13 protein-coding genes are annotated in these 14,952 nt (G+C 42.7%); 3 read left to right on the forward strand and 10 right to left on the reverse strand.

Features of this window, described 5'->3' with window-relative positions; genetic code table 11:
* Nucleotides 1-175 precede the first annotated feature (175 nt).
* Nucleotides 176-1,858, reverse strand: coding sequence for an aspartate:alanine antiporter (locus AACQ79_RS12030; protein WP_013857120.1), 1,683 nt, complete (start codon nucleotides 1,856-1,858; stop codon nucleotides 176-178).
* A gap of 185 nt (nucleotides 1,859-2,043) precedes the next feature.
* Nucleotides 2,044-2,310 carry a GrxA family glutaredoxin gene (locus tag AACQ79_RS12035; protein WP_010320195.1) on the reverse strand — a complete coding sequence of 89 codons (267 nt, stop codon included), beginning with the start codon at nucleotides 2,308-2,310 and terminating at the stop codon, nucleotides 2,044-2,046.
* A 294-nt stretch (nucleotides 2,311-2,604) separates the two neighbouring features.
* On the opposite strand from AACQ79_RS12035, the gene AACQ79_RS12040 reads away from it, so the two are divergent.
* On the forward strand, nucleotides 2,605-3,846 hold the full coding sequence (locus AACQ79_RS12040; RefSeq protein WP_170899150.1) for an iron-containing alcohol dehydrogenase: 1,242 nt from the start codon (nucleotides 2,605-2,607) through the stop codon (nucleotides 3,844-3,846).
* A gap of 57 nt (nucleotides 3,847-3,903) precedes the next feature.
* Here AACQ79_RS12040 and AACQ79_RS12045 read toward each other — a convergent pair whose 3' ends face one another.
* The 5 genes from AACQ79_RS12045 to AACQ79_RS12065 all read right to left on the reverse strand — a co-directional run bounded on the left by AACQ79_RS12045 (nucleotide 3,904) and on the right by AACQ79_RS12065 (nucleotide 9,261).
* Entirely contained in the window at nucleotides 3,904-4,758 is an 855-nt protein-coding gene (locus AACQ79_RS12045) for a MurR/RpiR family transcriptional regulator (protein ID WP_010320194.1), read from the reverse strand.
* 311 nt (nucleotides 4,759-5,069) lie between these two features.
* Nucleotides 5,070-6,713 carry a pyridoxal-dependent aspartate 1-decarboxylase PanP gene (panP, locus tag AACQ79_RS12050; protein ID WP_017049893.1) on the reverse strand — a complete coding sequence of 548 codons (1,644 nt, stop codon included), beginning with the start codon at nucleotides 6,711-6,713 and terminating at the stop codon, nucleotides 5,070-5,072.
* Between the two features lie 99 nt (nucleotides 6,714-6,812).
* Entirely contained in the window at nucleotides 6,813-7,325 is a 513-nt protein-coding gene (locus AACQ79_RS12055) for a hypothetical protein (RefSeq protein ID WP_017044636.1), read from the reverse strand.
* Nucleotides 7,326-7,411: 86 nt separating this feature from the next.
* Nucleotides 7,412-8,317, reverse strand: coding sequence for a lysine exporter LysO family protein (locus AACQ79_RS12060; protein WP_017047741.1), 906 nt, complete (start codon nucleotides 8,315-8,317; stop codon nucleotides 7,412-7,414).
* Nucleotides 8,318-8,340: 23 nt separating this feature from the next.
* Nucleotides 8,341-9,261: an HDOD domain-containing protein gene (locus tag AACQ79_RS12065; protein WP_026028826.1), complete on the reverse strand. Its 921-nt coding sequence runs from the start codon at nucleotides 9,259-9,261 to the stop codon at nucleotides 8,341-8,343.
* Nucleotides 9,262-9,631: 370 nt separating this feature from the next.
* Between AACQ79_RS12065 and AACQ79_RS12070 the strand changes: the two genes are divergently transcribed.
* Nucleotides 9,632-10,225, forward strand: a complete 594-nt coding sequence (locus AACQ79_RS12070; protein WP_013857112.1) for a TfoX/Sxy family DNA transformation protein — start codon at nucleotides 9,632-9,634, stop codon at nucleotides 10,223-10,225.
* Between the two features lie 88 nt (nucleotides 10,226-10,313).
* Here AACQ79_RS12070 and AACQ79_RS12075 read toward each other — a convergent pair whose 3' ends face one another.
* From AACQ79_RS12075 to AACQ79_RS12085, 3 genes are all read right to left on the reverse strand, one after another.
* A complete protein-coding gene (locus AACQ79_RS12075; protein ID WP_026027603.1) occupies nucleotides 10,314-10,862 on the reverse strand; it encodes a hypothetical protein in 549 nt (182 codons plus the stop codon).
* Nucleotides 10,863-11,044: 182 nt separating this feature from the next.
* Nucleotides 11,045-11,542 carry a response regulator gene (locus AACQ79_RS12080; protein WP_026028033.1) on the reverse strand — a complete coding sequence of 166 codons (498 nt, stop codon included), beginning with the start codon at nucleotides 11,540-11,542 and terminating at the stop codon, nucleotides 11,045-11,047.
* Between the two features lie 30 nt (nucleotides 11,543-11,572).
* A complete protein-coding gene (locus AACQ79_RS12085; protein ID WP_170899151.1) occupies nucleotides 11,573-13,498 on the reverse strand; it encodes an ATP-binding protein in 1,926 nt (641 codons plus the stop codon).
* A gap of 174 nt (nucleotides 13,499-13,672) precedes the next feature.
* Between AACQ79_RS12085 and AACQ79_RS12090 the strand changes: the two genes are divergently transcribed.
* Nucleotides 13,673-14,932, forward strand: coding sequence for a DUF945 family protein (locus tag AACQ79_RS12090; protein WP_064624993.1), 1,260 nt, complete (start codon nucleotides 13,673-13,675; stop codon nucleotides 14,930-14,932).
* The last annotated feature ends 20 nt before the right edge of the window (nucleotides 14,933-14,952 follow it).

The raw sequence follows: 14,952 nt of genomic DNA on the forward strand, positions 1-14,952 counted from the left end.
GATTGCCTTTTGTTTGGAAAATTAAGCAGTGGTGAGTTGAACTCAGGAGAAAAGATGCAGTTCTGAGCCGATAAAGCGGCAAACATTGAGATAAAAGCGAAGTAAATAGAGGGGCGATGGCTCGCCCAAAGCCACACATGTGACTTTTGGCGAGTAGCACTGAGGATTATTAGGTTTAACTGAGTAAAATTAAAATAGTTCCTGTCAGTGTCATCAGTATATTGGCGATAGCATAGGTGCCAGCATAACCCAATGCGGGAATGGTCGATTTTGCGTAGTCGTTAACGATATCCATCGCTGGTGCGCAAGTTCGTGCCCCGATAATCGCACCAAATAGAAGCGCGCGGTTCATTTTCAAAATGTACGCACCGACCAAATAGGCAAAGACGACTGGCACCACGCTGACTAAAAATGCAAGGCCGATCACTTGTACGCCCACTTCTGAGAGGTGCTGGAACATTTTCCCGCCAGCACTTAAGCCAATGCCTACCATAAAGAACATCAAACCTAGGTCTTTCACCATATTTAATGCCCCTTGTGGTACATAGCCGAAAGTGGGGTGATTGGCTCGTAAAAAGCCAAGCATAATACCAGAAAGCAGTAGCCCAACCGCGTTGCCTAAACCGAAGGAGACTTGTCCAAAGGTCATGGTGATCAAACCAAATAAAATGCCGAGAATAAAGAAGCTACAAAAGGCGAGTAAATCGGCCATTTGACTATGGATAGAGATGAAACCGATTTTATCGGCCAAGCCTTGAACACGGCTTTTTTCACCACTGACTTGCAGTACATCGCCTTTGGCAAGCACAATGTCTAAGTCCATTGGCATTTCAATTTGTGCGCGTATCACTCGGTTCAGGAAACAACCATATTCGGATAAATTCAGATCCGATAGGCGTTTACCGGCAATACTGTCACTTTTTACGACGATTTCCTCTTCAGAGATGCGCAAATCAAGCAAGTTGCGATCAAACACCTCTTTGCCATTTCGAAAGCTAGGGTCTAGCCTTGCATGGCTGTCAGGGAAGCCGACCAGTGCAATTTCATCCCCTTCTTGCAAGATGGCGTCACCGTCAGGATGGGCAAGAATGCCATTACGTCGAATGCGTTCAATATAACAACCGGTTTGGCGATAAATACCAAGCTCACGTAAATTGCGCCCATCAATCCAGTTGATCAACTCTTGACCAACACGATAGGCACGGATGATGGGTAAATAGACTTTGCGTTGACCGCTACCACCTAATCCACGCTCTTGAGCAATCTGTTGAGCAGAATCAGAGAGGTTTTGTTTTTGCAACTTAGGCAGCAATTTGGCAAACATGATCATGCTGATGAGGCCAATTAGATAAGCCATCGCATAACCCACCGAAACATTATCTAAAATAAGGGATAAATCCATATTTCTTGGAATGGTGGCTAGCCCGGAGTTTAACGCATCTTGTGCGCCTACTAATACGGGGGTGGAGGTTAATGCACCTGCCATCATACCAGCAGCTAAGCCAAAATCGAGGCCGAGATAATAACTGCCAAAATAAGTAATCCAAGTGGCGGTAATGAGCACCACTAAACTTAAGATGAGATAATGTTTTCCGTCACGGAAAAATATGCCAAAAAAGTTAGGGCCAGCTTCAATGCCGACACAGTAAATGAACAGCATGAAACCTATGGTTAAGGCTTCAGCATTGAAGGAAAAACCAAGGTGCCCCATGATGAGTGATGTAATTAACACCCCAATAGAGTTGCCCAGTTGTAAGCTACCAAAACGAATTTTGCCAAAACCAAGGCCAATCGCTAAGACAACAAAAATAAGAAGAATAGGGTTCTGATCAAGCAAAAGTACGACGTCGATATTCACGGCTCAACTCGTTATGTGTGCCAAGTGGGGTAGGTAAAGTGTGGGAATTGTATCTGAATATTGCAAAAAGATAAGTGAAATTTGTGACAATTGACATTTCATTGACTTAATTTGAGAGAAAGAGCCATTTATCTATAAATAGCAAAAACCCGCTAAAAATCAGCGGGTTTTTATGTTTCTTGGTTTTATTCGTCGAATAAGCCTAAATGTTCTTTCGCATAAGCTTCGAAATCAGTGCAACCACCGATGTGTTCTTGATCAATAAAGATTTGTGGCACAGTTTCAACTGGTTTACCCACTGTCTTTTCTAAATCAGCTTTGCTGATGCCTTCCGCGTGAATATCGACATAACGGTAGTTAAAATCATCGCGTTTTAATTTCAATGTTTCAGCGTGTTCTTTTGCGCGAACACAGTAGGGGCAACCAGGGCGGCCAAAAATAACAACGAACATAGCTTTCTCCTTCATTCTTGTTGCATGCAACTATGCCCGATCCAAGGTCGGAAATAAAGTGGCATTCACCAGTTACTTCAATAGGTAAAAGCTATTGCTTATTCCTTAATCAAAGCAAGCTTACCTCTCGATGGTGTTGGGAATAGATCAATAATGGCTTGGCTGTGACATGCCGCATAAACTTGTGTTTTTTATATGGTTATTTGCTCCACATTGCACTGCATCAAAAAATTTTTTTAACGATAGGTGCACTCTAAACAGAGCTAATCTAGATGAGAGAAAAGGGAGTTATTCATGTTCCAATTTATGACGGCGACGCGGATCATTTTTGGAGAAGGAGCGTTATTGAATTCACTTTCTGTTCTCAACCAATATGGCTATAGCGTACTGCTGGTTTCGGGAAAAGAACAACAACGAGCTTCCCCTATTGTTCAATACCTGAAAATGCAGAATATGCGCTATCAGCATGTAGCTATTGTTGGTGAACCTAATATTACCATGGTGGAGGAAACGGCCATTTTAGGCCGACGTTTTCAACCGGACATGGTCGTTGCTATTGGTGGCGGTAGTGTGATTGATATGGGCAAGGCACTCGCGGCAATCATTCCTAACCAAGGTAACGTTTATGATTATGTGGAAGTGGTTGGCCGAAATGTGCCGTTAAAGACAAAACCGTTGCCATTTATTGCTATTCCAACCACCGCCAGTACGGGATCCGAAGTCACGCGTAATGCTGTGTTGAAATCGGGACAAGACAAAGTAAAAGTAAGCTTGCGCAGCCCAGATATGCTGGCAGATGTTGCGATTGTTGACCCCACGTTGACCCATGGTACCGACAGTTACACCTCTGGCAGAGGCGCAATGGATGCTTTTACGCATTTAATGGAAGCCTATGTGTGTGGTGAACCCAATCCACTCACCGATATGGTGTGTGAAGAGGGGTTGCGCAAACTCAGTCGTTCTATATTGCCAGCGTGTCGAAAAGATGATCATAAAGCGCGAGCGGATCTCTCTTTTGCAGCAATGCTTGGAGGAATGGCAATTACCAATGCAAAGCTTGGCGCTGCACATGGCTTGGCATCGGCATTGGGAGGAAAACTTGATGCCCCACACAGCGTGATCACGGCGCGTTTAGCCCCTCATGTTATGCGAGAAAACATTCGAGCAGCGCAAAAAGCAGGGCGAAATGATGTACTTACACGTTATAAAAAAATAGCTCAAATTGTGACTGGCAGAACAAATGTTCACGTTGAAGATGGCGTGCTGTGGGTGAAAATGATGTTAGATAAGTTGCAACTGCCTAAACTCAACCAGTTTGGTGTGTGCAATACGTCGTTTGAGCGCGTGGCGTTAGATGCTTTAAAGTCGGTCGCGATTAAAGGTAACCCTTTGCCTTTAACACAAGAAAGGTTAATCCATATATTAAATCAAGTTTGCGAGTGCCAAGGTGAGTGTGAGGAGTGGCAACCGAATTCATCCAATCAGGTAGAAGTTAGGCATGATCCAGTCGCGCCTGAAAGTAGCAAGCAAAGTTGATAAAAAAACGGAGCAATTGAGCTCCGTTCTAACGATTATTTTAGGATCGCGATTATCTTAGAACTGTGACAGCTTATCGTAGCGCGAGTCTTTTAGTACATCCTTGACGCGTTTAAGATTTTCACGAAAACCAGAGCCACGGCGCAGGGTGAAACCAGTAGCCAGTACATCAATTACCGTCATTTGCACCACACGGCTTGCCATGGGCATATAGACGTCAGTATCTTCAGGTACGTCAAGAGAGATCGACAACGAGCTTGCTTTGTCCAGCGGTGAATCTTTTGCCGTAATCGCAATGACAGTCGCACCATTTTCGCGCGCAAGATTGGCGATTTCCACTTGGCTTTTAGTACGACCTGTATGCGAAATCAAAACAATTACGTCATTATCGGTACAGTTGATACAACTCATGCGTTGCATCACGATATCTTCAAAGCAAGTGATCGGAATGTTAAAGCGAATAAATTTGTTCTGGGCATCTTTTGCTACAGCAGAAGAGGCTCCTAAGCCGAAGAAAGATATCCGTTTTGCTTGTGTGAGTAAGTCAACTGCACGGTTAATTTGCATTGGATCCAAGCTGTTTTTAGCCACATCCAAACACGCCATAGTCGATTCGAAAATCTTATGGGTGTAGGCGTCTGGGCCATCATCTTCTTCAACATTTCGGTTTACATACGGAGTTCCGTTAGCAAGGCTTTGCGCTAAATGAAGCTTAAAGTCGGGAAAGCCTTTGGTGTCGAGTCGTCGACAAAAGCGGTTTACCGTTGGTTCACTGACATCGGCCATTTTGGCGAGCGTCGCAATACTTGAGTGAATCGCGGTTTGGGGCGAAGCCATAATTACTTCGGCGACTTTACGTTCCGACTTGCTAAAGTTTTCCAGATTTTTTTGAATTTTTTCTAATGTATTCATAGTGTTCACGCGGGCGAAGAGAACAACTCGTTGGTTTTACCCGGTCGCCCTTTGGGGGGATTGGAAATAACACATTTCCAAAAAGGTAAGTTAAACCAACGCCATGCAATGAGTATAAACCTAGGATGTAGATTTCCGTAACAATTCAAGTTAACAATTGATGAGAACATGACAAGCCTCAAACAAAATTTCATGAAAACTACAGGATTTAGATTTAAATCGATGATTAATGGAAATTTCCAGCTCATTAATGATGTATTAGTTACAGCAAAAAGAAATAAATTTTCAATTCGCTGTAACTTACAGGGATTCTAGCTGATGATTCTTTGAGCAAGCTGCTCAATTTTGGCCATCAAATTAGGGGCTAGCGTGGCAATATGTCGTTGCTCATCTAATATCGAGTGCAAGATAGCATGTGTCGTTAGCGGGTTGGCTAGTACCACGCGAAATACGATTGTATCAAGCTTGTCCCAGCGTTCTGGGTTTAAACGGGTTCGAGAGACAAATGAACGCCCCGTTTCCCTTTGTTTTTTCTGCACAAACTGGGTGATTTCATTCAGCAACTCGTTCAGTTCTGCTTTTTGATTGGGCAAGGCTTGTTGCAGTGCTTGGCGAACAAAAGCAGGAATATAACGATAGGTTAAAAGACACAGTTCGGGTTCAGAAATCAGCTCAAAATCGTCTTGTTCTTTAATTAGATCGGCGAAATAGCGAGCTTTAGCTAGGCTTTGGTCAATCAATAATTCGTAGCCAGGGCGACTAATAATGTGCATGCTAGCGTACACCAACATGGCCATACCTGAACGAGAACCTTCTAACGTATGGCTGCCTAGATCTTTTGAACCTTTCCGCAAAATATACTGCGCATGGTGCTCAATTGAATGCATAGCATCAGGCTTTTTGAATAGTACCATGCCTGCCCCCATAGGGATGTAGAGCTGTTTATGTGCATCAATCGTGACGGAGTCAGCCAACTCAATACCATTGAGTAAGTGTCGGTGATTATTCGACATTAATGTTGCACCGCCCCAAGCGGCGTCTACGTGAAAATGACAACCTTCTTGCTGGCAAATATTGGCGATATCTCTTAAGGGATCAATGTTGCCCGTTTCTGTCGTTCCGGCGACGCCAACAACCGCAAAAGGTTTAATTTTCTGGCTTTTTAGGTGTGCCATTTTGGCTTTCAAATCTTGTGGGCATAAGCGGTTGTTGTGGTCGGTTTTTACACAAACCAAGCCTTCTTGGCCGATACCCAATACGTCAGCGGCTTTCTTTAAAGAGTAATGGCCACGATCAGACACTAAAATGGCTAACCCGTGGTAACCATAATGACGCATGGCTTTAAACAGCCCCTCTTTTTCGACGCCTTGGAAATCACCATCGGCTTTCAAAGCATTATTACGAGCCACCCACAATGCCGTGATATTGGCAATTGTTCCGCCAGAGCAAAATGCACCGAGCGAATGATTAGCGCTATGCATCCATTGGCTGTAAAAAGCGTCGTTTTTTTGATAGATCAAACGATGCAACATACCCAAAACCTGCCGTTCTAGCGGTGTAAACGCTTTTGACGTTTCAATTTTGACTAAGTTTTGATTCAGCGCAATCATGATCTTTGATAACGGCATCAAGAAATATGGCAGTGCAGATGTCATATGACCAATAAAGCTAGGAGCCGAGGTATGCACTGAATGAGCGACTAAATTATCCAACAAATGCTGAGTATGTTCTGAAACGAACTCCGGTGACTCTGGAATTTGCGGATTAGAGAAATCTTTTTCGATCTCTTTGAGTGGTTTTTCTTCAGCGACAATATGTTCACGCAAGAAGAGGTTCAAATTGCGCGATAGCTCTTGGTCTATTTTTGTCAGTGTTGAATCGGGGCCTTCGGGCACAGTGAAGATCCGTAACAAGCTCTCGAAACTCACATTTGCAGTTTTTTGTTCTGATACCATATAGCTTCGTTATTTTGATTTTATGGAATGCGAGCGGCACAATCTAAACGAAAACGGGACAGTTGTCCCGTCTTAATTCGGCTAGAGTAGAGGCGGCGACTAGTTACAGACTTTCTTTTCGATCAAGGCGATGGCATCGTTATATTTATTCAACGCAGCTTCGATCTGCTTCGGATGACTGAGCAATTCGGCTAAAGCTGAACGTAATTCATAGTTTTTTTCGTTAGGCTTTGCTTGGCGATCTTCATAGGTAATTTTAGCAATGTGGCCGAGATCATCACTGCGTGAGGCCAATACTTTAATGTCGTGCTGTTCTAGTTTTAACCAAGCTTCTACAGGTTGCGAGGTGGCAACTTTAGAAGGATCGTTGCTTAGGTAATAGTGGACTGCCGCACGGCTTAATTCAAAGTGATGCTGGCGTCCTTGCAGAAACCATTGGCTGACTTCAGTAAGTTCAGGATATTGCGCGGTCGTTAAGTCTGCGAGATCACTATACCAATGGAGAGACGCGTCGACATAAGCGTCATATTTTTCGGATAAGCATTGGTTATCAGCAGCGAGAGCAACATTCGCTGAAGTTGAGAGCAGTAGGGCAACGATAACACGTTTCATAAATCTTCCTTTGGGCTTTGTTATTGTATGGGAGTTTTCTACTCCCTATTGTTAGTTTAAATGAAGGCTAAAGTGATTCCTGAGATCTAGCCTGCAAGTGATACAAAGAACAGCATAAGAATAGGCACCAGTAGGCTGAGAATAAACCCACTGACAATCGCGATCGGTACGCAACGAACCCCGCCAGTTGTCTGGATCACGGGCAAGGTGAAATCCATCGCGGTTGCCCCAGCATAGCCGATGGCAGAGCAAGGTTTGGTTCGGATTAGCATGGGGATCATCACTAAAGCAACCAGTTCTCTAAGTAGCTCTATCATGAAAGAGGCACCACCATAGACTGGGCCGAAAGCATCACCCATTAAAATCCCGGCAAGTGAATACCATCCAAAACCGGAAGCCATGGCTAGTCCTCGATAAATTGGGATATCAAGAATCATGGCCGCAATGATCCCCCCAATCCAAGAGGTCAATATAATGACTAATGCGATGACCATTCCGTATTTATTGAGCAAAATTTGTCGTAGAGTTAAACCACTATTTCTCAACTGAATACCAATAAAGAAAAGTAATACGAACAGGATCCATTCACTGGCGGTGCTCACCCAACTTAAATCGAATCCTAATACAACCCCAAGCGCCAATCCTCCACCGACAACCACAATCAGCTTTACGGATTCTAACGCCATGCTAGATAGTGGCAGTTTTGAATGGTTCGCATCGGTTTTTATGGGTAGAAATTTGTCAATAAAAGGCAAGACCAATAAGTTGCAAGCACCAATCATCAAGAAAAATACGGTGGTAAATTTGAGTATCAACTGTAGGTTACTGCCCAAGTTATCGAGGGCTGCCAAGCTTAAACCCATCAGAAACAGAATGACGTAAACTAACCAAGACGTGGCTTTATTTAATGCTGCTAGCCACTGTTGATTGGCAATAGAAAATAGATACCCCACTATTAGTGGGGCAAAAATAAATAACATCCCTGAGAACATCTCATCCTCTGATTATTTTGGGTTTAGAAGCCGCTTGCGTTGATCACATCATTGAGTTTTGATTTGAATTCAAGCTCACTAAGGTTACTTAAGTTGTATAGCACCTCAGCTCCGGTCGCATTAATTTCGACGTCATGCTCTTCAATCTCTTCATCTTGACGACGAAACAGTAAAAGATGGTGAGCAATACGTGCCACATCAAGGTAACTGACTTCGTGAGAAGATGCGACTAAAGATTGATTTCCTGCTACTTCAAGGAAATCTGAGTCGAACCCCCAACTTCTTAACACAAGCTGACTGGTTTTTGAACATCGCGACTGAAAAATCTGTAGGGCGATGTCTTGATCGAGATAGTTGCCTTTCTCAAGATATAAATGATATTCGTGTACCAGACAAAACAAGCCAATATCCGCAAGTAGACCGACAAGTAAGGCTTTTTCCTGCTCTAAATGTTGATATCGGCTTGGTTCAAGTTGTTTAAATGCGTGAGTTACCATCACCATGGTTGCGCCAAGCTCTCGCGATATGGCGGCGCTATTAACCAATATTTTATTGCATTCTTTGCTTAAGTTTACAGAGTGCTTTAACTGCTCAATCGCTTGGGCTGTTACAATGTCGCGTACTCGTAGTATGCCTAAGCGTGATACAGCCGTGACTAAATCCGTACAGGTAATATTTCGACGATTAAAGACAACAGAGTTTGCTACGCGTACTACAATTGCAGTCAGTCCGGGATCTTCAAGTAGACAATCGGCGACATCTGAAATTTCAGTAGATTCTAATGTGCATAAGCGCTGTATTTTTAGAACAACATCCGGAATAGGAGGAAGTGAAATTTTTCCTGTGCTGAGTGAGTGTTCAACCAATTGAGAAAATTCACTTTCTAACCCTTGGATGAGCATTTGATGATGATCTGGAAGCCAGTAAAAAGATAGATGATTCATAAATTTGTGCTCAATCTGTACTGAAGGCATTTTACCGTCTGCTAACCCAAATAAGCAATCAATTCACCATCAATCGCATTAATTTGTTTTCTTGATGCATTAATCTTAATACGTTAATGGAAAGCGTATGTGTCAAAAAAATTTATTCATAAACACAATGATGTGATTTCTATCTCATAACTCTGCTGAGATATGTCTATTGATGTGATGTATGCCCAGACTTATTTTGTATCGTTAACTATGATAGTACCCATATTAAGCAAGCTAATACTAAACTACTACAAGCTTGTTACTAACTTACTCTTTTTATTCGCAAAAATACGCTGCTATCTGGTGATCACTATTAATCGGGGAACTTGATTAAGGATCAATGGATATGATTGAGCATGCATTTTTCAATTACGTTATTAAATTTGGCGCATTTCAAAAGCGTTCAATGTTTGGCGGTGTTGGGCTTTTCCAAAAAGAAGCGATGTATTCACTGATTAGTGAAGAGTCTGTTTTTATTCGTGGAGGTGAAGAGCTCGATGATGCACTCACAAAATTAGGCTGCGAAAAATACAAACACGTTAAAAAGCAGACTACAGCAACCGTTAATTATTATGATATTACTGAGCTTTTTGTGAGCAATCATGAGAGCCTAGATACGATCATTGAACGTTCCATTCGCTATTCTGTTGAGCAACGTAGTTTTCAAAAATCCTCTGCAAGCCGTCGACTACGTGATTTACCAAACATGCAGTTAACGTTAGAGCGTATGGTTAAAAAAGCGGGCATCAATGATGTTGAAACGTTCATGCGCTTAGGTGCTCCTACGATATTTTCTAAAGTGAGAAAAACGTACGGTAGTGACGTCGATGTAAAACTACTGTGGAAGTTTGCTGGTGCGATCGAAGGTATTCATTGGAAATTGCTGCAAGAGCCTCGCAAGCGTCAATTATTAGAAAGCTGCTCATTACGCTGACAGTTTTGTAGCACAGTTATCAAATAAATAGTTATCAAATAAAAAGCCGAGTCTTACGTCTCGGCTTTTTATTGTATTTAGCTTACACCTAGAACTTAAAACGAGTCGTAAACATCAGTTGATCGCCGTAAGCATCATTGATGCGAGCCTCGGCACCGAGAGAGAAAAGTTCTGTAGAATGAAAACGGGCATAAACAGACGCAATCCAGTCATCATTGTCATCGATAGAAACAAAGCCACCTTTGCCACCAACTTCCAACTGTGGTCCAAGCCATTGACGTACGCCAAGGTTTAATTCCATTCCTGTATCGGCGCTTTTATTATCGCGGGTATCTACGACGCGTAATAGCATTTCACCCGTGAAGTCAGCCCAGTTGTTAATAGGAGCATGAAAGCCAAAACCTGCGGCTGCGTCAAAATCACCTTCAAACTCAGAGTCTATACGACCAATAACATGTGCATTTGGGTGAATTGATTTGCTCATCGCAGCACCAAAGGTGACTGGACTTGCTCCAATACGAGCTTCGATATAGTCATAACTAAAATTGCTCATAACGGATGGGCTATTTCGGTCTATTTCTGCCAGTGTTTGGCCTGAGGCTAGCAGCAAAGCGGCTGCAATGATTGTTTTACGCATAGTCACTATAAACCTATATTTTTAGTTTATTTCCATGGTCAGTCGCGGAATACCCGCGGTGACATTAAAGAATTTAGACATCATAGTGCATAGATTGACATTGTCGCCATTAAAAAGTGTCATTCTTTTGTTGTCTTCGCAAAAAATAAGCAAAGAGAGTGCCATTTCTTCGTTAGGATATTTTATTCACCAAAACTGATGCGGTTTTGTGCGATCGCATTGAAGATTTTCTCGGCATCCAAGACTCTGGCCCAAGGCATTAAATCTGATTCGTTTTCAATCATATATTGTGTTAATTGATCTTTGATAACATCGCGAAGTTTGTTCCCATCCCAAGGTTTGGCTACATAAAAATGTAGGCTGGCATGATTCACCGCTTCTACGGTGTCTTCTAGCCCTGCTTGGCCTGTTAGTAGTACTTTGCGTGTATGTTGCGTCTCTTCATTGCGGCTTAATTCAATTAAGAAACTAATACCTGTTTGTTCGGGCATAATGTGATCGCACAAAATTAAAGCCAGCTTGATATTTTGAGCTTGGTGATCGGCAATCACTTCTTTTGCCTCTGCAACAGATTCTGCGGCTTCTAAGATAAAAAACTCTTCAAATTCGTCGAGGTCTTGTATGACGCTGTCCAATACTTCACGTTCATCGTCCACGCATAAGATCAAAAATTTGTTCATGATATTCTCCTTAATCATCAGCACGACAAGTTATCGACTAACTGGCAGCCATACCGTCATTGTCGTGTATTTATCCTGTTCAGATTGAACATCGATCCAACCTTGATGCTGGTGGACTATTTGTTGGCAGACAGAAAGCCCAATACCGAGTCCAAAGTTACCTTCTTTTTTCGTCGTGTAATTTAATGTGAAGATACGCTCTTTCTGCTCGTACGGGATCCCACAACCATTATCCGTGAAACTGATGGTCACAAAAGATTGATTACCCTGTTTTGCTAATGTGGTTGCAATGTGCAGTACGCCATTGGCTGGGAAGGCATCAATAGCGTTGGAAATGAGGTTTGTCCATACTTGTTGTAATGCAATCGGCTGACAGGTAATCAAAGGTAAGTCGGCATACTCTTTTTCGACTTTGTGGCGCTTAAGACGATTTTCGAAAATAACCAGAGTGTCTTCAATACCTTCATGAATATTGACCTTGTGCAGCGCTTCATCATCAGGGCGAGCATACCCTTTAAGGCTTCGTACCATATCGGCTATGCGTTGTGCACAAACATTGATAGAACGAAGTGTACTACCTGTTAGGAAATAGTTTTCTAACTGTTCCAGTGTTTCTAACGTTTTTTCGGGATCGTGTTTAGCCGATTGTCGGAGCGCAAGATCGTCATCTAGATTGAGTTTGACCAATTTTTTCGCGATCAAACGATGATGAATTTCATTTTCTATGGCTTTAGCGCGTGCCCGCTCTTCTGATGTAGAAGTAGGTTTGGCTGAAAGTGCATTCCTTAATAGTTGGCTGCCTTTATGTTGCAGATTTTTATGTTCAGTCTCTTGGACTAAGTGCTCAATCTTGTCTGACAATGTTTCGGTTCCACGTAAAATTGCGGCGACAGGATTGTTTAGTTCATGAGCGACACCTGCAACAAGCTGGCCGAGCATGGCCATTTTTTCCCGCTCGATTAATTGCTGATGAGCTGACTCAAGTGATTCGAGCGTTTTTTGTAGTTGCAATTTAGTGTTAATACTGCGTTGTAAGCGGCGGTTAAAATGGCGGAGCAGCAAGTTAGTAAATAGGGGTAATAGCCGAGTATCCGAATGCATGACTTTTGCAAACACATCTCGGTCTAGTTTAATCACATCGGTTTTAGTCAGGGTGACGGCAGTAGAAAAAGATTTCTCACCAGTCACAAAAGACATACCACCGACAATGTTGCCTTTTTTGTGGCGAACCACTTCTCTTTGTTGCCCTAAATCATCTTTTTTATACAAGGCCACTTCACCTTCAGTGATGAACCAAAGAAAGCGGTTCTCTTCTCCCTCTTTGGTAAGAAAGTGATTAGTGGAGTAGGTACGGCAGGCGCGAGTTTCATCTTCATTTTCAAAAAATTGGTGTAAAGCACCAATTACTTGCTCAGCCAGTTCTGTATCAGAAAGCTTGTGGTAATCGGAGATAAAACCATCTCGATAACTGCGCATTTTATTATCGATGTGCGCGCGTAAGATGCGCTGTTGATCAAGTATTGTGCTGTAGTTGAGAATGTTGTCTTTATCGTGATCTAAGATGTAGGTCGTGAGCTCTTTTTGGACGGTTTTATAGAGCACGTTATTTTGTAGTGGCTTAGTGAGGCAGTGATCTAATCGCCCCTCATTGACGGCGGTGAGAATGGCTTGAATATCTTGTCCGCAGCTTATCAGCACTTTCCGCGCTGAACGCGTGTGGATTGATTTATCGAGTTGAGTCAAAAAATCCGCACCATCAAACTGCTCATGGTGACTGGCAATGACCAATGCAATCGTTTGTTGCTGCTCGTGCAAATATTCTAGGGCTTGCTCAGCTTCATCTATGGTGTCCGCTGTATGAAGATCAAATTTAGCGGCGAACGGAGCTAACTCAGCTCGCAACTGTTCTGTGCTGATTGGGTTATTGTCTAAACAAAGTAGTGCGTAATGGTTCACACAAGCCTCTACTGTCATCGCTGTTTTGACTACTGTAGCAAGTATTACGCAGTGGGTTTGAGAGCTAGGTTTTAGAATTTCTCATCACATCTTAGCAATACTCTGACCTAACTCCATGTTTTGGTTTTCAATTGTTTACGGTAGACTGGGTAAAATCTTAAGGAATGGAACACTATGAAACAGTTAAAAATCATTGGTGCGGTTGGTGGTGCTATCGTCTTAGCAGCATGTTGGCCGTTGGCTGTCGGGCAAATCGGTGAAAAGGTGATCACTAACGGTATTGCAAATATCTCTTCAGGTTCAATCGAGGCTGACATTGTCAGTTATAAGCGCGGTTACCTTTCATCAACCGTGCAAACCCGCTATCAGATTGCAGATAAAACGCTCAAACAACAGTTTGTTGCCGATGGTTTACCGACCCAAGTTTTAGTCAATAGCGAGGTTAAGCATGGCCTGTTGAGTTTAACAGCAACATCCGTTATAGCTGATCAAGAAAATCTACCATTGACGATGACCAGTATCACGCAGTTGAATGGCAATACTCAATACACTGTGGCGCTAGACAGTTGGCACTACCAAAGTGAAGATGGCGAGATGACGTTCTCGACAACGCCCGCCACATTGAAAGGTGATATTTCGGTGCTAGGTGAAATCACTTATCAACTGAATGTTCCTTCTGTTGAGTTGGATTTTACCAGTGGTGAAAAAATGATGCTTTCACAGCTAACTGGTCAAGGTATAGGTAAACAAGATAAAGGCTTCTGGCTAGGACAACAGTCATTGGCGTTAGCAAAAATTAATCTTGTCGATGGCCTAGGTGAAAATACGCTGAGTATGGACAACATGCGTTATTCCTTTGATTCGGTATTAAAAGGAGAGCCTTCTCGCTTTGATAGTAATCACTTGATTGAGATGGATAAATTAACTTATAGCGAAGGCGAGGTGAAGGACCTCAATCTTGATTTTACTTTGGGTGATTTAGATGGTGACGCTTTTGAGAAGCTCTCAACGCTTTACCAAAACAGCCCAGAACTTTCTGATGAGGACATTCAGCAAGCACTACCTTATGTGCAATCATTATTCGAGAAAGGTTTTTATCTATCGATGAATAAAATGGCGCTAAAAGTTGGCCAAGGTGAGTTTGAATCAAACTGGAAGATAGCGGTTCCTGAAGGGACAAATAATGTGGTGCAAGATCCGAGTACCATTTTACCAGCCTTAACCGGCCACATTGATACCTTCATTTCTGACCAGCTGGTTGAAGATTTTCCTTTTATCCAGCAAGGTATTGATGAGCTTGTTGTGATGGAAATTATGCAGCAAACCGATCAAGGATATCGACTCCAAGCTGAACTGAAAGAGGGCAACTTGGAATTTGAAAATGGCAACCAAATGCCGCTATTGACACTATTACTTCCGGCATTGATGCGATAGCGAACGGCGCTCAAGCAAAC

The organism is Vibrio sp. 3-2(1) (genome assembly GCF_963887575.1).
Classification (GTDB): Bacteria; Pseudomonadota; Gammaproteobacteria; order Enterobacterales; family Vibrionaceae; genus Vibrio; species Vibrio anguillarum.